Here is a 20,161-nt window from a genome sequence, read left to right on the forward strand (position 1 = left end):
GTGGCTACCGCGCTGGTGATCGAGAACGACCCGACCGACGACGTCCGCCGGCTGGGGGAGTGGCTGACGGAAGCCGGCCTCGACCTGTGGGTGGTACGCGCCCACGCCGGTGACGAGATCCCGGCCGACCTGGCGGGATACTCCGCGCTGGTCGTGCTCGGCGGCGCGCTGGCGCCGTACCCGCTGCCCGACGGGTCGCCCGCCGCGCCCTGGCTGCCGGCGCTGGAGGGGCTGCTACGCAAGGCCGTCCGGCACCGGGTGCCGACCCTCGGCATCTGCCTCGGCGCGCAGCTGCTGGCCACCGCGCACGCCGGCGAGGCCGTACGCAGCCCGAGCGGCCCGGAGGTCGGGCCCTGCGTGGTCGGCAAGCGGGACGCCGCCGACACCGACCCGCTGTTCCGCTACGTTCCGCTGATGCCCGACGTGTTCCAGTGGCACGCCGACGAGATCACCGAGCTGCCCCGGGGCGCCACCCTGCTGGCCGCCTCCACCCGCTACCCCCACCAGGCGTTCCGCCTCGGCGACCGGGCCTGGGGGTTGCAGTTCCACATCGAGTGCGACACCGCGATGATCGCCGACTGGGCCGCCGACTCGACCCTGCTCGCCGAGCTGGGCTACGACCCCGACCTGGTGGTGGCGGCCTGCCACGACGTGATGGTCGACGTCGAGGAGGTCTGGCAGCCGTTCGCCGCCCGGTTCGCCGCCCTGGCCCTGGGCGAGCTGGACGACGCCGCGCCCCGCCGTAGCCTGCCCCTGCTCGGGCAGTGATGAGCCGGCCGGCCAGGGCCGCGGGACGGCTCGCCCGCTACGGCTTCGGCACCGACGCCACCCGCGCCGCCGACATGCTCGGCCCGGACGGGCTCGGGCTGTGGCGGCCGGACGCGCAGGAGCCCGCCGACGACCGCGCGGCGGAGCTGCTCGCCGCGCTCTCCCGGGCCGCCGACCCGGATCTGGCGCTGCGCCAGCTGCACCGCCTCGTCGAGGCCGAGCGCCGGGTGGCCGCGAACGGCACCGGCCCCGCCGTCGGTCGTCCCCGGGGGAAGGCCCACCCCGGGACGCCGATCGAGGCCGAGCCTCGGGTGGCCCCGGAGCAGGCGCCCTCGGCGCTGCTGGCGGCGCTCGCCGACGACGCCGGCCTGCGCCGCCGGCTGATCGCCGTCCTCGGCGCCTCGTCCGCGCTCGGCGACCACCTGGTCGCCAACCCCGACCAGTGGCCGGCCCTGCGCACGGCTCCGGACGGGCTGGCGCCGACGGCCGAGGGACGGCTCGACCTGTCCGGCGAGGGGCAGCCGGTGGCGGTGCTGCGCAAGGCATACCGGCTGGCGCTGCTGCGGATCGCGGCGGCCGACCTGACCGGCGGCCGGGGCCTGGAGCAGACGATGGCGGCGCTCTCCGCGCTGGCCGACGCGACCCTGGCGGCGGCGTACGAGATCGCGGTCGGCGAGCTGCCGGAGGGCACCCCCCGGCCCCGGCTCGCCGTCGTGGCGATGGGCAAGTGCGGCGGCGACGAGCTGAACTACGTCTCCGACGTCGACGTGATCTTCGTGGCCGCCGAGGACGACGACCTCGCGGCGGCCACCACGGTCGCGACCCGGCTGATCCACGTCTGCGGGCTGGTCGCCTGGCCGGTCGACGCGGCCCTGCGCCCGGAGGGCAACCGGGGGCCGCTGGTGCGGACGCTGGCCAGTCACCTCGCCTACTACCGGCGCTGGGCGCGCACCTGGGAGTTCCAGGCGCTGCTCAAGGCGCGGCCGGCGGCCGGTGATCTGGCGCTGGGCCGGGAGTGGATCGACCAGCTCGCCCCGCTGGTGTGGCGGGCCGCCGAGCGGCCCGAGGCGGTCGAGGACGTCCGCGCCATGCGGCGCAAGATCATCGACCACATCCCGCCGAAGGAGCTGGAGCGCGAGATCAAGCGCGGCCCGGGCGGGCTGCGCGACATCGAGTTCGCCGTGCAACTGCTGCAACTGGTGCACGGCCGGGGCGACGAGTCGCTGCGGGTACCGGGCACGATCCCGGCGCTACGCGCGCTGGTCGCCGGCGGCTACGTCGGGCGGGCCGATGGCGAGGCGCTGCTGCGCGGCTACCGCTTCCTGCGCGGCGTCGAGCACCGTCTCCAGCTCCAGGGGCTGCGCCGCACCCACACCGTGCCGACCGAGCCGGCCGCGCTGCGCTGGCTGGCCGCCGCGCTGGGCCACACCGCCACGCCGGGCCGCAGCGCCGTCGAGGAGTTCCGCGCCGAGTGGGTCACCCACGCCGCCGAGGTACGCCGGCTGCACGCAAAGCTGCTCTACCGGCCGCTGCTGGAGTCGGTGGCCCGGGTGCCGGCCGACGGGCTGCGGCTGACCCCCGAGGCGGCCCGGCACCGGCTGGAGATCCTCGGCTTCGCCGACCCCGCCGGGGCGCTGCGTCACCTCCAGGCCCTCACCGGCGGGGTGAGTCGCACCGCCGCCATCCAGCGCACCCTGCTGCCGGTGCTGCTCAGCGAGTTCGCCGACGCCCCCGAGCCCGACCGGGGCCTGCTCAACTACCGGCAGGTGTCCGACAAGCTCGGCAGCACGCCCTGGTACCTGCGCCTGCTGCGCGACTCCGGGCCGGTGGCCCGCCGGCTGGCCCGGGTGCTCTCCTCCTCCCGGTACGCCGCCGACCTGCTGGCCCGCGAGCCGGAGGCGCTGCGGATGCTGGCCGAGGAGAGCGAGCTGACCCCCCGTCCCGCTGCGGTCCTCTGCGAGGGCTTCGCCGCCGCCGCGGCCCGGCACGCCGACCCGGTCGAGGCCACCCGGGCGATCCGCGCGCTGCGCCGCCGGGAACTCGTCCGGATCGCCTGCGCCGACCTGCTGAGCCGGGCCGGCTCGCTGGCCCCGTCGCCGCCCCGGCCCGACGGCGCACGGGCGGCGCTGGGCCTCGCCGACGTGACCGCCGTCGGCACCGCCCTGGCGGACGTCACCGACGCCACCCTGGCCGCCGCGCTGCGGGCCGCCCGGGCCGCCCAACCGCCCGTGCCGGGGCTGCGCTTCGCCGTGATCGGCGTGGGTCGCCTCGGCGGGTACGAGTCGAACTACCTCTCCGACGCCGACGTGCTCTTCGTCTACGACGCACCGGCCGACGCGGGCGATCGCGCGGCCGGCGTCGCCCGCGCGATCGCGGAGGAGCTGCGCCGGCTGCTCGGGATGCCCGCGCCCGACCCGGCGCTGGGCGTGGACGCCGACCTGCGCCCGGAGGGCCGGCAGGGCCCGCTGGTGCGCAGCCTCGCCGCGTACGCGCAGTACTACGCCCGCTGGTCGAAGGTGTGGGAGGCGCAGGCGCTGCTGCGCGCCCGGTTCGTCTGCGGCGACGCCGACCTCGGCGCCGAGTTCGAGGCGATAATCCACCCGGTGCGCTACCCGGCCGACGGGCTGAGCCGCGAGCAGGTGGTGGAGATCCGCCGGATCAAGGCGCGGGTGGAGCACGAGCGGCTGCCCCGGGGCGCCGACCCGGCCACCCACACCAAGCTCGGGCGGGGTGGCCTCGCCGACGTCGAGTGGGCGGTGCAGCTGCTCCAGCTCCGGCACGCGGGAGCGATCCCGGCGCTGCGCGGCACGCGTACGCTCGACGCCCTCGCGGCGGCCCGGGACGCGGGCCTGGTCGACCCGACGGACGCCACCGAGATGGCGGCCGGCTGGACGCTGGCGGCGCAGGTCCGCAACGCGCTGATGCTGGTCCGGGGCCGGGAAGGCGACCAGCTGCCCCGGCACGGCGTCGAGCTGGCCGGGGTGGTCCGGCTGCTGGGCCGCGACGACCCCGGCGAGTTCCTCGACGAGTATCTGCGCACCTGCCGCCGCTCCCGGACGGCGATGGAACGCGTGCTCGACTCCTGAGCCCGCCGGGCGGCCGGGTCCTCAGCGGCGGCGGTGGACCAGCACCACGTGGTCGACCAGTTCGCCGGTCTCGCCGTTCGGGCCGGTGGCCTGGCGGCGCGGGGCGTCGAGCCGCTCGGTGTCCCACCGGTCGGGGTCGAGGTCGAGCGCGGCCAGGGTCTCCTGAGGGGTGGAGAAGCGGGCGTGCGCGTGGTCGTGCCGCCCCCACGGCGGGACCTCGCCGTGCTCGACGATCAACAGCCGGCCGCCGGGGGCCACGGCCCGGGCCGCCGAGCGCAGCAGCTCCGCCCGGGGGAACTCCAGCGGCGACTGGAGGAACTGCGCGGAGACCAGGTCGTACTCGCCGGGCGGGAAGGTGCGGGTGAGGTCGTGCCGGCGGAACTCGATGTGGGACGCCACCCCGGCGGCGCTCGCCTCCTCGGCCGCGCGGGCGAGGGCGGTCTCGGAGACGTCGACGGCGGTCACCCGCCAGCCCCGCCCGGCCAGCCAGAGCGCGTCGCCGCCCTCCCCGCAACCGAGATCCAGCACGGTGCCGGCCGGCACCGCGCCGGCGACGTCGACCAGGATCGGGTTCGCCCGGCCGCTCCAGACCCGCTCGTGCCGCCCGTAGTGCTCCTCCCAGAACCGCGCGGTCTCCTCGTCCACGTCCGGGTGCCGCCCGCCCTGACCGGTGGCCGCCGGGGTGTGCTCGTGCCGGTGCTGCCCGGCCGTCGTGTCGTGGTGCACGTCTCGTCCTCCTGCTGCGCTGCCTGCGTGCCCTGCCACGCCGATCGTGCGCGCCCAGCGGCGTAATGAGCAAGCAACGTTGCCGGATCGGCAAATCCGCGTACGAGTGGTCAGCTGCCGAGCCGGTACTGCCCGGCGCGCGGTACGGTCACCGCCGTCCAGCCGCCGTCGTTGGCGACCGTGGCCCCGCCGGAGGCGGTCAGCCAGCGGTTGTGTCGTACCCGGACCAACACCGTGCCGGCGGCTGGTGCCCGGAACGTAACCGAAGCGCCGTCCTGGGCGAGCAGTTCGGCAGGTGCGCCGACGATCGGGGTCGGATCGGTCACCGTCCAGACCTGCCAGTGCGGGCCGGACCAGACGGGCGTCAGGTAGGGCAGCCCGCCCTCGACCAGCTCGGCCTCGGCCCGCCCGACCCAGGACAGCGGGGCGTCCGGCACCGCGACGAACTGCACGGCGTTCTCGGTGAGCCAGTCCCGGTAGCTCGCGGCGGTCAGCGGCACGCCGGTGCCGGACGCACCCGGCACGGCGGTGAAGAAGAGCGGGTTGCGGTCGATGTCGGCCTGCCGCAGCCAGCCCCGGGCCAGCGGCACCTCGCCCAGCCTTGCCGCCTCCCAGTAGTTGCGGGTCGGCGGGACCTCCACCCGGCCGGTGAGCCGCTGTCCGTCGAGGAACGCGCGCAGCGGCGCGAAGTAGGCCGCCCGGCTGGTCGGGTCGTCGACGCTGTGCAGGTCGGCGGGGGGCACCGGCGGCTGCCACCAGCACACCGCCGCCAGCAGCGCGGCCAGCGCGACACTGCCCCCAGCTTCGGTCCGGGCGGTCTGCGCGGCGGACGGCGCACCGGTGCGGGCGCGCCGGGCGAGCCACGCCGTCAGCCTGGCCGGAGGGCGGGCCGCGGCGGCCAGCAGGGGCAGGGCGAACATGACGGCCAGCCGGGTGGCGTTCAGCCCGACCGGGGTGTGCACCAGCGCCGCCGCCAGTACCCCGGCCGCCGAGAGCAGCGCCCCCACCCGCACCGGCCGGTACCCCACCAGCGCGGCCACGAGCATGCTGGTCACCACGGCGCGGACCGTGTCGGTGCGGCTGATGTTCATCCAGCCGCCGTCGCCGAAGAGCAGGGCGGTCAGCCCGAGCGGCAGCGCGGCGGCGACGCCGAGGGTGAGGCCGTCGGCGTAGCGGCGGGTCAGCAGCAGCGCCGCGCCGGCCAGGCCGACGAAGAGGCCCGCCACCGGACTCGTGGCCGAGGCCAGCATCGCGGCGACCGCCGCCAGCCCCAGCCTGATGAGCTGCCGGCGGCGCACGCCCCGGTACGGGCCGGCGTCGGCCGGGACGCGGGGGAGGGTGAGTGCGAGCAACGCGCCGAGGCCGAAGGCCACCCCGAGGCCGTACGTCACGCGGCCCGAGACCAGGTTCCCGGCGATGGTGAGCACCCCCACCAGGCTGCCGAGCAGCGGACGGGGCACTCCGGTGCGCACCAGCAGCGCCGCGAACGCGGTGGCCGCCGCCGCCAGGGCCAGCACGCCGGTGACCCGCACCCCGAGCAGCGCCATCACCGGCTGGGAGACGAGGCTGTAGCCGAACTGCTGCACGCCGCCGTACCAGCGCAGGTCCACCGGAGTGGGGCCGTGCGCGGCGAAGAAGCCGGCCCGCGCGACCTGCGCGGCGAGGTCGGAACCGGTCGGTGGGAGGGCGAGGTAGGCCACGCCGAGGAGCACGGCGGATGCGGCGGCCACCGCCACCACCCGACTGCGCCGCATGCCCACCTCCGTACCGCGAACCACCGTACTGGCAGCATGTCCGGCGTGCCTCACCACCTCGCGCGCTGGCTCGGCCTCGCCGGTTCGACCCTGCTCGCCGTGGCCGCGTTCCTCGGCGGAGCGTTCCCCCACGGCAACCTGCGCCCCACCCCGGTCAGCATCTGGCAGGGCCCGTACGGCCCGCTGATCATCGCCACCTGGGCGGTCGGCACCGGTCTGATGGCGTACGCCTGGTGGGCGCTGCGCGACGGGGTGCCGTCGACCCGCTGGGCGCTGGTCACCGTCGGGCTGTGGCTGCTGCCGCTGCTGGTCACGCCGCCGCTGGGCAGCCGGGACGTGTACGCGTACGCCTGCCAGGGCGCCAGCTACGCCGCCGGTCTGAACCCGTACGAGCAGGGCGTCTCGGCGCTGCCGTGCCCGTGGCTGGACACCGTCTCCTACATCTGGCGGGACACCTCGGCCCCGTACGGGCCGCTGTTCGTGCTGCTCGCCGGTGCGGTGGTGGAGGCGACCGGGTCGCTGGTCGGCAGCATCGTGCTGTTCCGGCTGCTCGCCGTGGCCGGCATCGGGCTGACGGCGGCCAGCCTGCCGGCGCTGGCCCGCCGCTGCGGCGTACCGGCCGGCCGGGCCGTCTGGCTGGCGCTGGGCTCGCCGGTGATCGGGGTGCACCTGGTCTCGGGGGCGCACAACGACGCGCTGATGGTGGGGCTGCTCGTCGCCGGACTGGCGGTGGTGGTGTCCCGGCCGGGCCGCCCCGGGCCGCTGCTCGGTGGGGGAGTGCTGCTCGGGCTCGCCGCCGCCATCAAGGTGACCGCGCTGGTCGTGGTGCCGTTCGCGGCGTTGGCCGCGATCGTCGGGGCGTACTCGATCAGGGCGCTGGTGCGCGACGGCGGGTGGGTGGTCGGCGGGGCGGTCGCCGCCGTGGTCGGCGCGACCATCGCCACCGGCCTGGGTTTCGGCTGGGTGACCGGGCTGGAACAGGGCGGCCTGGTGATCGCCTGGACCTCGCCGTCGACGGCGGTGGGCCAGACCGTCGGCTACCTCGCCGCGCCGTTCGGCTGGCACGGTGATCCGCTGCCGGTCACCCGGGGGATCGGCATGGCGGCGCTGGCGCTGGTGCTGCTCTGGCTGTGGTGGCGGGCCCGGCACCGGGAGCCGATCTGGCACGCCGGTCTGGCACTGGCCGCCACGGTCGCGCTCGCGCCGCTCTTCCACCCCTGGTACTGGGTGTGGCCGCTGGCGGTGCTCGCGGCCTCGGCCCGGCGCACCGGATGGTTCATGGTCGTCGCGATCGTCTCGTCGTTCCTGGTGCTCGCCGACGGTACGGGGCTGCCCCGGTACACCAAGACCGTCGGGGCGCCGCTGATGACGCTGTTCGTGATCGTGATGGTGGTCCGCTTGGTACGGTCGGCTCGGGCGGCACGTCGGCCGGCCGTCGTGGACTGAGGAGAGGTACGCCGGTGACCACTCCCGGCGCTCCGCCGGCCTCGCCCGGCATCCCGCAGCCGCCCGGATCCCCGCCGCCGCCCCCGGGCCCGCCGCCATCCGGGCCCCCGCCGCCGTCGCCCGGCGCCGCCCGGTCCGCCCGCTGGGCCGGCCTGGTCGGGGCGGTGCTGCTGATCGTCGCCGGCTGGCTCGGCGGCGCGCTGCCCCGGGCCGCCCCTGCGCCGGGCCCGGCCGACGAGCCGTGGACCGTCGCGCTGTGGCTGGGCGGCACCGGGCTGATGGTCGGCGCCTGGTGGGCGCTGCGCGGTGGCGCGCCGACGACGCGGTGGGCGTACCTCACCGCCGGGCTGTGGGCGCTGCCGCTGCTGGCGGCCCCGCCGCTGGGCAGCCGGGACGTCTACTCGTACGCCTGTCAGGGCTGGGCGTACGCGCACGGCGTCGACCCGTACGCCACCGGCGTGGCCGAGGCCGGTTGCCCCTGGGCGGACGCGGTCGCGCCGATCTGGCGGGACACGCCGGCGCCGTACGGGCCGGTCTTCGTGCTGCTCGCCGCGCTCGCCGTGACGCTCGGCGGCGGCCTGGTGGGCGCGGTCGTGGCGTTCCGCCTGCTCGCGGTCGCCGGGGTGCTGCTGGCTGCCGGATGCCTGCCGGGGCTGGCCCGGGCCGCCGGGGTGCCCACCCGCCGGGCGGCCTGGCTGGCGCTGGCCAGCCCGCTGGTCGGGGTGCACCTGGTGGCCGGTGCGCACAACGACGCGGTGATGCTCGGCCTGCTCCTGCCGGGCCTGCTGGTGCTGGTCCGTCGGCCCGGCAGGCCGGGGCCGCTGCTGCTGGCCGGGGCGCTGCTCGGGCTGGCGGTGACCGTGAAGGCGACCGCCGTGGTGGTGCTCCCGTTCGCGGCGCTCGCGGCCGTCCTCGGCCGCCACACCCTGCGGGCGCTGCTGCGCGACGGCGGCTGGCTGGCCGGCGGGGTGATCGGCGCGGTGGCGGCCACCTCGCTGCTGTCCGGCCTCGGCGTCGGCTGGGTCGGCGGGCTGACCCGCAGCGGCGACTCCGAGCAGTGGACCTCCCCGCCCACGGCGCTCGGCTTCGTCGTCGACTACGCGGGTGGGCTCGCCGGCCGGGAACCGGGCGCGGTGCCGGTCACCCGCGCGGTGGCCCTGCTGCTGCTCGCGGTGGCGGTGGCGGCGCTGTGGTGGCGCGCGTGGTCGGGTCTGCGTCGGCTGAACGACGTCCGGCAACGGGCGGCCCGCCTAAACGACGCCCGCCCCTCAGCCGCCCTGTTCGGGGCCGGACTGGCGCTGGCCGCCACGGTCGTGCTGGCGCCGGTGTTCCACCCCTGGTACGCCACCTGGCCCCTGGCGGTGCTCGCGGTCGCCGCGGCGCGGACGACCTGGTTCGTGGCGCCCTGCGCGGTGGCGGCCTTCCTCACCCTGCCCGACGGCACCAACCTGGCCCGGTTCAGCAAGGCCCCCGGCGCGCTGGCGATGACTGCGCTGGCGCTCGGGCTCACGGTGTGGGGCCTGCTCCGGCTGCGCCGGACCGGTGCCGCGCGCCCGGACTGAAAGGCCCCGTCCCCTTCCTGCGCTCTCCCGCCGCGTCTGCCGCTGCGAGATCTTGGCACGGAAGGGCCCCCGGAGGGGCCGTTTCTCTCCAAGGTCTATACGTGACGCGTGCGGGACGGTCAGCGGTGCCTGCCGCAGGTCGGGCAACGGGCGTCAGGTCCGACCGGGCCGGGCCGGCGCATGCGCTTGTGCAGGGCGATGGTCAGCGGCAGCAGGGCGGGGCCGGCCAGCCCGACCACGACGGCCGTCGCGGCGAGCGCGCTCAACCCCGGCCGGGTCGCACCATTGAGCAGGCCGTCCGCCATCCCGGCCAGGATGTGCAGCGACAGCAGGCCGATCGGGGTGAGTAGCACCAGCAACGCCCAGCCGCCCCGGTGGTCGGCCCGCAGCGTGAGCCCCATGCCGAGCAGCAGCACCACCACGAGCAGCACCACGGCGGCGCCGGGCAGGATCTGCTCCGCCGGCCAGCCGTGGTAGCCGCCGTAGCGGGGTAGCAGGTTGAGGCCCGCGAGGCCTGCGGCGCCGAAGGCGAGCAGAGGTGCCGCCTGGAGCCGCGCCGGCAGCCGTTCGGGCAGGGCGAGCGCCACCAGCCCCAGCCCGACCTGCGGCAGCAGCACCAACAGCGGGGGGCGGGGCAGGCCGGCGAGGGCCGCCGCCGGCACGACCGCCACCGTGATCAGCAGGGCGAGGGCCACGCCCCGGCGGGTCCACCGGCCCGGCGCCACCGCGTGTACCGCCGCGGCGAACAACCAGACGCCCCACACCCCGACTCCGAGCGAGACGAACGGCCCGGCGTGCGGCACGCCCCACTGCGCCGGCGGCGGGCGCAGTTCCATCACCGACCAGACCCCCGCCAGCGCGGTCGCGGTGAGGAAGGCGAGGACGGCGGCGAGGCGTACGCCCGGGACCAGGTCGGCGGCCCCGGCGGCCCGCAGCCGCTGGCGCAGGCCGCCGCGCAGCAGGTCCGCGGCATCCCCGGGCGAGGGCCAGCGCCGTCCCGGGCCGGCCAGGTCGAGGTACGTGCCGACGATCTCCGCGCCGCGCGTCCGCCGGTATTCGGCCGGGTAGGCGCGCAGCAGGCGGTGGTAGCGCCGCTCCAACTCGCTCATGCCAGACCCCCGGCGGTACGCGGGGCGAGCGGCCGGGTCGCGCGGGCGCGCAGCCGGGCGGTGGCCGCCTCGACGTTGCGGCGCAGGCGCTCGGTCTCGGCGGCCAGCGTGGCGTCGCCGGCGGGGGAGAGGCGGTAGTAGCGGCGCAGCCGGCCGTCCACCACCTCCTCGCGGTCGACCTCGACCAGGCCGGCGTCGGTCAGCCGGTCGAGCGCCCCGTAGAGGGTGCCGGGGCGCAGCGACACGCGCCCGTCGGAGAGGGCGGCGACCTCGCCGATCAGTCCGTAGCCGTGCATCGGCTCGCCGGCCAGCGCGGTGAGGATCAGGAAGGTGGGTTCGCGCAGCGGTGTGTCCACGCCCCGCAATATATCGGACGCGAAGGTATGCGGCGGCCCGTTACGCGCTGAACCTGCTCCGGCCGCGCCGTCCGGCCGTGCCGGCGTTGCGGCTGCGCCCTTCGGCGTCGCGGTCCCCCGCACCGCCGCCTCGACGGGCGCGGTAGGGATGACTGGGCGCCGATCGCGCGTCGGGTGGAACACCACGGGTGTCAAAGCCCACCGGTGACACCCATGGTGTTCCACCGGCCGGGATCGCGGAGCCGGTCGGGCCGGGTGCGGGTGGGTCGGACGGGCCGGCGCGTACCCCGGTAGGGGGGCGACACGCAGGAAGGCCCCGGGCGGACCCGGGGCCTTCCTGCGTGGTTGATGCGTCAGCAGTCGAAGTACATGGCGAACTCGTGCGGGGTCGGGCGCAGGCGCACCGGGTCGACCTCGTTGGTGCGCTTCCACTCGATCCAGGTGGAGATCAGGTCGGGGGTGAAGACACCGCCGTCGAGCAGGTAGTCGTGGTCGGCCTCGAGGGAGTCGAGCACCGCCGACAGCGAGCCGGGCACCTGCTTGACGTCGCCCCACTCCTCCGGCGGGAGGTCGTAGAGGTCCTTGTCGATCGGCGCCGGCGGCTCGATCTTGCTCTTGATGCCGTCCAGGCCGGCCATCATCATCGCCGAGAAGGCGAGGTAGACGTTGGCCGACGGGTCCGGTACGCGGAACTCGACCCGCTTGGCCTTCGGGTTGTTGCCCGTGACGGGGATGCGGGTGCAGGCGGAGCGGTTGCGCTGGGAGTAGACCAGGTTGACCGGCGCCTCGAAGCCCGGCACCAGCCGGCGGTACGAGTTGATGGTCGGGTTGGTGAAGGCCAGCAGCGACGGGGCGTGGTGCAGCAGACCGCCGATGTACCAGCGGGCCATGTCGGACAGGCCGGCGTAGCCGGTCTCGTCGTAGAACAGCGGCTCGCCGTTGAGCCAGAGGCTCTGGTGGGTGTGCATGCCGGAGCCGTTGTCGCCGAAGAGCGGCTTCGGCATAAAGGTCGCGGTCTTGCCGTTGGCCCAGGTCTCGTTCTTCACGATGTACTTGAAGAGCTGGAGCTGGTCGGCGGCGTGCAGCAGCGTCGAGAACCGGTAGTTGATCTCGGACTGGCCGGCGGTGCCCACCTCGTGGTGCGAGCGCTCCACCGTGAACCCGCTGTCGACGAGGCGGCGCACGATGCTGTCGCGCAGGTCGGCGTAGTGGTCGACCGGCGGCACCGGGAAGTAGCCACCCTTGTAGGGGGTCTTGTAGCCGCGGTTGCCGCCCGGCTCCTCACGCCCGCTGTTCCAGGCGCCCTCGACGGAGTCGATGTAGTAGAACGACTGGTGGGCCGAGGTCTCGTGGCGGATGGAGTCGAAGATGTAGAACTCCGCCTCCGCGCCGAAGTAGGCGGTGTCGGCGATGCCGCTGGCGGCCAGGTAGGCCTCGGCCTTCTTCGCCACGTTGCGCGGGTCCCGGCTGTAGGCCTCGCGGGTGAACGGGTCGTGGATGAAGAAGTTGAGCGCGAGGGTCTTCTGCGCCCGGAAGGGGTCGATGAAGGCGGTGGCGACGTCCGGGAGCAGGAGCATGTCCGACTCGTGGATCGCCTGGAAACCGCGGATCGACGAACCGTCGAAGGCCAGGCCCTCGGTGAAGAAGGCATCGTCGACAGACTCGACCGGCAGGTTGAAGTGCTGCATCACGCCGGGCAGGTCACAGAAACGTACGTCGACGAACTTCACGTCCTCGTTCTTGAGGTATCGCAGGAGTTCCTCGGGATTGGCGAACACACGTCCTCCTGGCACGTCCACGGGTGGCTAGGCTCCTGGCGACGCTATGGCCGCGCGGTTGCCCGGCCATGTCTTGAGTGTTTCTGCCGTGTTACGTCCCTCGCGGAGCGTCATCCGCGCCGCTCGGACGGGCCGAAACCGGGCGGCCGGACGTCATCGGCTGTGCCATTCTATTGACAGTTGCTCGCCTTCGCCCCTTTTTGTCGTCCGCCCACCGTCGCCCGCCCGGTCAGGCGCACGGCGCGCGCCCACCCCGCCACGGGCGGTCGTCCCCGATCCGTCCATGCGACCTGGATACCCTTGACCGCTGTGACCAACCCGCATGATCGCCCCGTACCGCCCGCGTCGGATCCCGCCTTCACCCCGCCCAGCCTGGGCCGCCGGTTCGGCGCGCTGGTGATCGACTGGGTGCTCTGCCTCCTCGCCGCCAGGGGCTTCGCCGACCCGGTCCGCGACGGGTGGGCGCCCGTGCTCGTGCTGATCGTCGAGTACGGCTTCTTCCTCGGGCTCTTCGCGCAGACGCCGGGCATGTTCATCACGAAGATCCGCTGCGTCGCCTGGGCCGACGGCGGCCGCATCGGGGTGGCCCGGGCCCTGCTGCGCGGTCTGCTGCTCGCCCTGGTCGTTCCGGCCCTGCTGATGGACGGCCACCGCCGCGGCCTGCACGACCGTCTGACGGGCTCCGTCGTCACCGACGCCCCCCGCTCCTGACACAGACGAGAGCCGGGCCCTGCGAGAGGGTCCGGCTCTTCGCGTACGCGTCGTGGGTCAGCGACCGCGCGTCTGGCGGAACGCGCCCCGCGCGGGCCGCATGTTCTTCGGGATCGCGCCCTTGGGCATCTGCGGGCGGGCGGTGAGCGCCTTGAGTCGCTTGTCCAGCGAGTTGACGTCCTTGCCGCTGAGGCTGCGCGGCAGCCGCATGAGCGTCATCCGCAGCTTGCGGATGGGCAGCTCGCCCTCCTCCTGGCCGATCACGTAGTCGAACAGCGGCGCGGAGCCGATCACCTTCGCCAGCCGCCGCTTCTCCTGGCCGAGCAGGCCGCGTACCCGCTGCGGGTTGCCCTCCGCCAGCAGGATCACCCCGGGCCGGCCGATGACGAGGTGGACCATGTCCATCTGCGTGGTGGAGCTGACCGCCGGGGTGACCCGCCAGTCGCCGCGCATGTTCTCCATGATCTGGGCCGCCGCGCCGGGCTGCCCCTCGGCGGCGTTCATCATCGCCCGGTTGGAGCGCAGGTTGAGCACGATCAGCAGGCAGAGCAGGGCGAACAGAATGCCCAGCGGCAGCCAGATCCAGCTCCAGAGCATGACCGCGACCACGGTGAGCGCGAGCGGGATCAGCACCGCGCCGGCGGCCATCGGCGCGAACCACCGGTCCTGCTTGGCGGTGAACTTGAACACCATCCCGATCTGCTTCAGCCGCTGGCCGAACGAGACCTTCTCCTGGGGCTTTGCCATGCCGCAGAGTCTAGTGGTCGCCGCACGTCGCCCTGCCCGCGGCCGGGCTGAGTACCTTACGCCGCCCCGGCGCCCCGACGGCCCGGGGTAAGGAGGGGCGGCGGGCGAGGATCGGGCGGCAACCCATGCCCCCGGCGGCCGAGCTGCGGGAGGCGTACCGGCTGGCCAACGGAGGGCCGGACGGGCCGGAACGGGTCCAGCTGCTCGCCGACGTCGTCGCGCAGCTGTCCCGGCTCGACCCCGAGCAGGTGGGCACGCTCGCGGCCGACGCCGCGGCGGCGGTCGAGGCGCTCGGCGCCTGGCGTACGGCGGTCGCGGCGTGGCGGGCCGACGGGCAGCCGTACCCCCTCGGCCGGGCGCTGCTGTCGCTCGCGGAGACGGCGGCCGCGGCGCTGAGCGACCACCCCGCACCGCCACGGCCGGCGGCAGCAGGTCACGCACCGGCGTTCATGGCACCTGCCCGGCGGCCCGCGGTCGGACGGTGCCGGCGCGTCGGCCGGGGTGGGTCAGCCGGCGGTGACCGGCAGGCCCTCGCGGGCCTCGAGCGCCTGCCGGTAGAGCCGCCCGGCCCGGTACGACGAGCGCACCAGCGGCCCGCTCATCACGCCCGCGAAACCGATCTCCTCGGCCTCCTCGCGCAGCTCGACGAACTCCTCCGGCTTCACCCAGCGGGTGACGGGGTGGTGCCGGGGGGTGGGGCGCAGGTACTGCGTGATGGTGATCAGCTCGCACCCGGCGTCGTGCAGGTCGCGCAGCGCCTGGGAGACCTCGGCGCGCTCCTCGCCCATCCCCAGGATCAGGTTGGACTTGGTGACCAGCCCGTCGGCGCGGGCCTGCCGGATCACGTCCAGCGACCGCTCGTAGCGGAAGGCCGGCCGGATCCGCTTGAAGATCCGCGGCACGGTCTCCACGTTGTGCGCCAGCACCTCCGGCCGGGCGCCGAAGACCTCGGCGAGCTGCTCGGGGACCGCGTTGAAGTCGGGGATCAGCAGCTCGACGCCGCAGCCGGGCTGGAGGGCGTGGATCTGCCGGACGGTCTCGGCGTAGAGCCAGGCGCCGCCGTCGGGCAGGTCGTCGCGGGCCACGCCGGTGATGGTCGCGTAGCGCAGGCCCATCGAGACCACCGACTCGGCGACGCGGCGCGGCTCGTCGGCGTCGAACTCGGCCGGCTTGCCGGTGTCGATCTGGCAGAAGTCGCAGCGCCGGGTGCACTGGTCGCCACCGATGAGGAAGGTGGCCTCCCGGTCCTCCCAGCACTCGTAGATGTTGGGGCAGCCGGCCTCCTGGCAGACGGTGTGCAGCCCCTCGCGCGTGACGAGCCCGCGCAGCTGGGTGTACTCCGGCCCCATCTTGGCCTTGACCTTGATCCACGGCGGTTTGCGCTCGATCGGCGTCTCGGCGTTGCGCGCCTCGATCCGCAGGAGGCGCCGCCCCTCGGGGGCGGGCGTCGTCGTGCGCGCTGCCTGGCCGGTCGTCGGCGCGGAGTGCTCGATCGTCACGAAACCGAGCCTACGCCCGACGGCCGCCGTCGATGTAGCGCGGGCGACGGGCGTCACCCCGGGAACCTTGTGACGCCGGCCACCGGGGCAGGGGAAAACCCGTCACAGGAGCGTCGGCGGAGGTGCTAGCGTGCCCGGCAGAGCTGTGACGGAGCCGAGTAGCGCCCCGACCCGCCAGTTGAAGAGAGCCGCCGGTTGCTGCGAGGCGGTCTGGCGCCGGGCGCGTGAAGACCCTCCCGAGCTGCGGGAAGAACGGCGGGTGGCCGATGCCGCGCGACTGCGCGGACGGTGCCTCGCCCAGTAGAGCCCGCCCGGCTGGCCCCGGTGAAAAGGCGACGAACGAGGCCCCCCGCCAGCGGGGGCGAAGGTGTGGTGGCACCGCGAGGTTTCCCGCTCGCCCACACCTCCCGGGGATCGCGTTGCGATTATCGAGGAGGTACCGCCGTGCAACGCATCCTTTCCACCCAGCTCTCCGCCCATGTCGGCGTGCCCGTCCGGATCGCCGGCTGGGTGCACCGCCGCCGCCTGCTCAAGTCGGTGGCCTTCCTGATCGTGCGGGACGCCGCCGGCCTCGCCCAGGTGGTGGTCGCCGACCCGGCCGTGCGCGCCGAGGTGGAGGCACTCACCGAGGAGACGGTCGTCGAGGTCACCGGCACGGTGGTCGCGAACCCGACGGCCCGCGCCGGGGTCGAGCTGACCGCGCCGACGGTACGACCGCTCGGCCCGCCCGCCGTACCGCCGCCGTTCGACCTGTACCGGCCGGCGCTCACCGCGAGCCTGCCCACCCAGCTCGACCACGCTCCGGTGGCCCTGCGCCACCCGACCCGCGCGGCGGCGCTGCGCGTCTCGGCGGCGGCGGTGGCCGGCTTCCGGGCCGCGCTCGACGCCCGCGACTTCGTGGAGATCCACACCCCGAAGGTGGTCGGCTCGTCCACCGAGAGCGGGGCGAACGTCTTCGCGCTGGACTGGTTCGGCCGGCCCGCGTACCTGGCCCAGTCGCCGCAGTTCTACAAGCAGCTCATGGTCGGCGTCTTCGAACGGGTCTACGAGGTCGGGCCGGTGTTCCGGGCCGAGCCGCACGACACCGTCCGGCACCTGGCGCAGTACACCTCGCTGGACGCCGAGCTGAGCTTCGTCGCCGACCACCGGGACGTGATGGTCGTGCTGCGCGACACGCTGGCCGGGATGCTGGGCAGCGTCACCGAGCGGGCCGGTGCCGCGCTGGCCACGCTGGGCGTCACCGCCCCGGACGTGCCGGCGGAGATCCCGGCCGTGCACTTCACTGAGGCGCTCCGGATCGCGGGCGCGCCGGCCGACGAGCCGGACCTGGCCCCGGCGCACGAGCGGGCGCTGGGCGACTGGGCGCGACGGGAGCACGGCTCGGAGTTCCTCTTCGTCACCGGCTACCCGATGGCGAAGCGGCCCTTCTACACCCATCCGGACCCGGCGCGGCCCGCGTACTCGAACGGGTTCGACCTGCTCTTCCGGGGTCTGGAGCTGGTGACGGGCGGCCAGCGGCTGCACCGGCACGCCGACTACCTGGCGGCGCTCGCCGCTCGGGGCGAGCCGGTCGAGCCGTACGCCGGCTACGTCGACGCGTTCCGGCACGGGATGCCCCCGCACGGCGGCTTCGCCATCGGGCTGGAACGCTTCGTGGCCCGCCTGACCGGCGCAACCAACGTCCGCGAGGTCACGGCCTTCCCCCGGGACCTCCACCGCCTGACCCCATAGCCCGCCGGGCCGCCGACCGCCCCCGGGCAACCGCTCTGTCGGTCGGTGGCCCGCCCCTGCCGGTCGACGGCCGGCCCTGGCTGTCGGTGATCAAGAGGTTGTTGCCTTCGTCTTCGGTGTGTCGCGACCAAAACTTCTTGATCACCGCGGCGAGGCGGACCGGGGACGGGAGGGGAGGGTGGGTCAGGGGGTGGTGAGGGTGGGGAGGTGGTGCTCGACGACCGGTAGGACGTCGGCGACGGTGACCGGGCGACCCAGCTCGGCCGTCAGGGAGGTGACGCCGGCGTCGCGGATGCCGCAGGGCACGATCCGGTCGAAGTGCCCGAGGTCGCAGTCGCAGTTGATGGAGAAGCCGTGCAGGGTCACCCCGCGGGCGACGCGGATGCCGATGGCGGCCACCTTGCGGGCCGGCCCCCGGTCGTCCTCGGGCACCCAGACGCCGCTACGCCCCTCGACCCGGCCGGCGGTCAGCCCGAACTCGGCGCAGACGTCGATCAGCAACTGCTCGGTGCGACGTACGTAGGCGACCACGTCGACCGGGTCGGGCAGCCGGACGATGGGGTAGCCGACCAACTGCCCCGGGCCGTGCCAGGTGATCTTGCCGCCCCGGTCGACGTCGACGACCGGGGTGCCGTCCATGGGGCGGTCCCACGGCTCCGTGCGCTTGCCGGCGGTGTAGACGCTCGGGTGCTCCAGCAGCAGCACGGTGTCACCGCGCTCGCCGGCCACCACCGACTCGTGCAGGCGGCGCTGCTCGTCCCAGGCGGCCTGGTAGTCGAGGACACCGGCGCGGACGGCCGTGAGGCCGGGGGTCGTCGTGGTCACGCCGCCAAGCCTAGACCCGTACCGGCCGGTCACCATCGGTGACGCGGCTCACGAGGAGGACCCGGCGGCGGGGCGGCCCGGGCGGCCCGGTTCAGCCCTGCGGGACCCGCCACAGCCACACGTCGTCCACCCGCTCGGGCGGGCCGAGCAGCGCGGTCACCGTACGCCGGATCGCCTCCTCGTCGACCGGCCACTTCGCCCCGTGCACCTCGTCGGCCAGCACGACCGTCTCGATGCGCCAGTGCCGCAGGTCGGCGCGGACCTCCTGGACGCTGCCCTCGGTGATGATCGGCACCAGCCCGCTCCGGCCGGCCTGGTCCACCAGCGCGCCGAACGGGCGCGGCGTCGGGCCGATCCGTCCCCGGCCGTCGGGGCCGCCGGGGCCGAGGAAGAAGCCGGAGGGGATCGCGAACTCGCCCTGCCGGTGCGCCAGGGCGTACGCCTGCCAGCGCTGGCCGTCGGGATAGACGTCGAGGGTCAGCGGCACCGGGGTCAGCACCCCGCCGGGGGAGACGTACTCCCGCCACGTCCCGGCGGTGATGAAGCGCGGGATCGGCTCGCGCTCGATGGTAAGCAGCGGGGTCGGCACCAGCGGCAGCAGCGCCAGCGCGAACCCCGCCCACCAGGCCAGCCGCGTCCGGCGGCGCCGGGGCGGATCGGCCCGCAGCTCCTCGACGGCGTACGCGAGCAGCACCCCGATCACCGGCGCCACGATCAGCGCCAGCCGGGCCGGCAGGGCGGCGTTCACCACCGGCAGGTGCCCGAGCAGGTCGAACGGCATCGGCAGGTCGACGCGCCGCCCGTCGACCTTGGCCACGGGGCCGAACGACAGCACCGTGAAGACGGCGGCGGTCACGCCCAGCGCCCAGAGCGTCGCCCGGCGGCCCGCGTCGGCGCGGCGCCACAGCATCACGAAGCAGGCGACGGTGAGCAGCAGCAGCGGAATGCCGAAGAAGGAGTTCTCCTCGGTCGGGTTGGGCGCGAGCTGGGTGCCCAGCCCCGCCTCCCCGGCCAGCGAGCGGCGCGGGTACGCCGCGTAGGCGACGACGTCCTCGGAGTGGATGACGGCGTCGAAGCCGGTGCCGTGGAAGCGCTGCGGGCCGGCGAAGTGCAGCCACAGCGGGTACGCCAGCAGCACGCCCGCGACCACGGCGGTGACGCCGAGGCCGCGCAGGAAGGTCGGCAGCACCGCGCGGGCCTCGGCGCGGTGGGCCGGATGCAGCGCCCAGACCGCGACGAAGACGCCGAGCGCCAGCGCCGTGAAGAAGAGCCCCTCGGCGGCGATGGAGAAGGCGACGGCCACGACCGCGCCGAGGATCGCGCCGTCGCGCAGCGGGTGCCGGGAGCGGCGCAGCGCGAAGGTCCGCCAGATCAGCAGCGGTACGAGCCAGCCCGCCGTCCAGTTCAGGTGGGCGTTGGCGTGCGAGACCATGCCGGGGGAGAAGCCGATGAACAGCCCGCCGACGGCTGCGGCGAGCGGGCTGCGGAGCAGGTGCCGGGAGAGCAGCCAGTACCAGGCCAGCGCGGTGGCGGCCAGGTTGAGGGTGAGGATCACCAGGAACGTGGCCGGCGGCCCGATGAGGTACGTCAGCGGCGCGAAGAGCACCGCGTAGACGGTGATCGAGGTGTTGACCGCGAGGTTCACCCCGTCGGGCACGTTGACCAGGTAGGTGAAGAGCGGGTTGTCGCCGTGGGTCACCGCGTGGCCGCCGAAGGCCAGCAGCCACTCGAAGAGCGCCTGGTCGCTGGAGTTGACCGTGATGGTGCGGGTGTTCGGGTCCCGCCACAGCCCGCTGGTCACCCAGACGGCGAGCGCCAGCGCGACCAGCGCCACGGTCAGGTCGGCCCGCCGGTGGCGGACGACGCGGGGCGGCGGGGCCGGCGAAGGCGCCAGGGACGGGGAGGTCGGCACGCAGCGGACGTTACCAACCGCACCGGGGCAGGCCGGTCAGGACGCACATCCCTCGGGACGGGAATGTGTGAGCGTGCCCCATGTCACAACATCGACGCATCGACGTAACGTCGCGGCAATTCGCGGGTGACCCAGTTCACACCCCGTCCCC

Annotated in this window: 15 protein-coding genes; 6 read left to right on the plus strand and 9 right to left on the minus strand. The window is 75.0% G+C overall.

What is annotated here, in order from left to right; genetic code table 11:
* The gene (locus GA0070610_RS06095; protein WP_088999111.1) at positions 1-768 is read left to right on the plus strand and encodes a type 1 glutamine amidotransferase; all 768 of its coding nucleotides are present in this window, start codon (positions 1-3) and stop codon (positions 766-768) included.
* Entirely contained in the window at positions 768-3,854 is a 3,087-nt protein-coding gene (locus GA0070610_RS06100; protein WP_088999112.1) for a bifunctional [glutamine synthetase] adenylyltransferase/[glutamine synthetase]-adenylyl-L-tyrosine phosphorylase, read from the plus strand. The genes GA0070610_RS06095 and GA0070610_RS06100 overlap by 1 nt, the downstream gene beginning before the upstream one ends.
* A 21-nt stretch (positions 3,855-3,875) precedes the next feature.
* Here GA0070610_RS06100 and GA0070610_RS06105 read toward each other — a convergent pair whose 3' ends face one another.
* Complete coding sequence (locus GA0070610_RS06105) at positions 3,876-4,580, minus strand: class I SAM-dependent methyltransferase (protein WP_231925935.1); 705 nt, start codon at positions 4,578-4,580, stop codon at positions 3,876-3,878.
* A 110-nt stretch (positions 4,581-4,690) separates the two neighbouring features.
* Positions 4,691-6,334: a hypothetical protein gene (locus GA0070610_RS06110; protein WP_088999113.1), complete on the minus strand. Its 1,644-nt coding sequence runs from the start codon at positions 6,332-6,334 to the stop codon at positions 4,691-4,693.
* Between the two features lie 45 nt (positions 6,335-6,379).
* Between GA0070610_RS06110 and mptB (GA0070610_RS06115) the strand changes: the two genes are divergently transcribed.
* Together mptB (GA0070610_RS06115) and mptB (GA0070610_RS06120) are read left to right on the plus strand one after the other, a co-directional pair.
* Positions 6,380-7,780 (plus strand): polyprenol phosphomannose-dependent alpha 1,6 mannosyltransferase MptB, encoded by a 1,401-nt coding sequence (gene mptB, locus GA0070610_RS06115; protein WP_172896416.1) that lies wholly within the window; start codon positions 6,380-6,382, stop codon positions 7,778-7,780.
* Between the two features lie 152 nt (positions 7,781-7,932).
* The gene (gene mptB, locus GA0070610_RS06120; protein ID WP_089003307.1) at positions 7,933-9,342 is read left to right on the plus strand and encodes a polyprenol phosphomannose-dependent alpha 1,6 mannosyltransferase MptB; all 1,410 of its coding nucleotides are present in this window, start codon (positions 7,933-7,935) and stop codon (positions 9,340-9,342) included.
* 119 nt (positions 9,343-9,461) lie between these two features.
* Here mptB (GA0070610_RS06120) and GA0070610_RS06125 read toward each other — a convergent pair whose 3' ends face one another.
* The 3 genes from GA0070610_RS06125 to glnA all read right to left on the minus strand — a co-directional run bounded on the left by GA0070610_RS06125 (position 9,462) and on the right by glnA (position 12,585).
* Positions 9,462-10,451, minus strand: a complete 990-nt coding sequence (locus GA0070610_RS06125; protein ID WP_088999115.1) for a hypothetical protein — start codon at positions 10,449-10,451, stop codon at positions 9,462-9,464.
* Positions 10,448-10,807 carry a PadR family transcriptional regulator gene (locus tag GA0070610_RS06130; RefSeq protein ID WP_088999116.1) on the minus strand — a complete coding sequence of 120 codons (360 nt, stop codon included), beginning with the start codon at positions 10,805-10,807 and terminating at the stop codon, positions 10,448-10,450. Before GA0070610_RS06130 ends, GA0070610_RS06125 begins: the two co-directional genes overlap by 4 nt.
* A 353-nt stretch (positions 10,808-11,160) precedes the next feature.
* Positions 11,161-12,585, minus strand: a complete 1,425-nt coding sequence (gene glnA, locus GA0070610_RS06135) for a type I glutamate--ammonia ligase (RefSeq protein ID WP_088999117.1) — start codon at positions 12,583-12,585, stop codon at positions 11,161-11,163.
* A gap of 309 nt (positions 12,586-12,894) precedes the next feature.
* On the opposite strand from glnA, the gene GA0070610_RS06140 reads away from it, so the two are divergent.
* Entirely contained in the window at positions 12,895-13,296 is a 402-nt protein-coding gene (locus tag GA0070610_RS06140) for an RDD family protein (RefSeq protein ID WP_392567291.1), read from the plus strand.
* Positions 13,297-13,353: 57 nt separating this feature from the next.
* Here GA0070610_RS06140 and GA0070610_RS06145 read toward each other — a convergent pair whose 3' ends face one another.
* Both GA0070610_RS06145 and lipA read right to left on the minus strand, forming a co-directional pair.
* Positions 13,354-14,043 carry a DUF4191 domain-containing protein gene (locus GA0070610_RS06145; protein WP_088999119.1) on the minus strand — a complete coding sequence of 230 codons (690 nt, stop codon included), beginning with the start codon at positions 14,041-14,043 and terminating at the stop codon, positions 13,354-13,356.
* Positions 14,044-14,549: 506 nt separating this feature from the next.
* Positions 14,550-15,599 (minus strand): lipoyl synthase, encoded by a 1,050-nt coding sequence (gene lipA, locus GA0070610_RS06150; protein ID WP_088999120.1) that lies wholly within the window; start codon positions 15,597-15,599, stop codon positions 14,550-14,552.
* 387 nt (positions 15,600-15,986) lie between these two features.
* Here lipA and aspS point away from each other — a divergent pair, with 387 nt between their 5' ends.
* The gene (aspS, locus tag GA0070610_RS06155; RefSeq protein WP_088999121.1) at positions 15,987-17,273 is read left to right on the plus strand and encodes an aspartate--tRNA(Asn) ligase; all 1,287 of its coding nucleotides are present in this window, start codon (positions 15,987-15,989) and stop codon (positions 17,271-17,273) included.
* A 183-nt stretch (positions 17,274-17,456) separates the two neighbouring features.
* Here the strand turns inward: aspS and lipB are convergent, their stop codons facing one another.
* Positions 17,457-18,098, minus strand: a complete 642-nt coding sequence (gene lipB, locus GA0070610_RS06160) for a lipoyl(octanoyl) transferase LipB (RefSeq protein WP_088999122.1) — start codon at positions 18,096-18,098, stop codon at positions 17,457-17,459.
* 91 nt (positions 18,099-18,189) lie between these two features.
* Positions 18,190-20,010: a DUF2079 domain-containing protein gene (locus GA0070610_RS06165; RefSeq protein ID WP_088999123.1), complete on the minus strand. Its 1,821-nt coding sequence runs from the start codon at positions 20,008-20,010 to the stop codon at positions 18,190-18,192.
* Positions 20,011-20,161: the final 151 nt, after the last annotated feature.

Source organism: Micromonospora echinofusca (assembly GCF_900091445.1).
In the GTDB taxonomy this organism is placed as follows: domain Bacteria; phylum Actinomycetota; class Actinomycetes; order Mycobacteriales; family Micromonosporaceae; genus Micromonospora; species Micromonospora echinofusca.

Bases quoted from the DNA above. Each gene is read 5' to 3' on its own strand.
- GA0070610_RS06100 (WP_088999112.1), top strand. From the start codon at position 768: ATGAGCCGGCCGGCCAGGGCCGCGGGACGGCTCGCCCGCTACGGCTTC.
- GA0070610_RS06110 (WP_088999113.1), bottom strand. From the start codon at position 6,334: ATGCGGCGCAGTCGGGTGGTGGCGGTGGCCGCCGCATCCGCCGTGCTC.
- GA0070610_RS06125 (WP_088999115.1), bottom strand. From the start codon at position 10,451: ATGAGCGAGTTGGAGCGGCGCTACCACCGCCTGCTGCGCGCCTACCCG.
- GA0070610_RS06145 (WP_088999119.1), bottom strand. From the start codon at position 14,043: ATGGCAAAGCCCCAGGAGAAGGTCTCGTTCGGCCAGCGGCTGAAGCAG.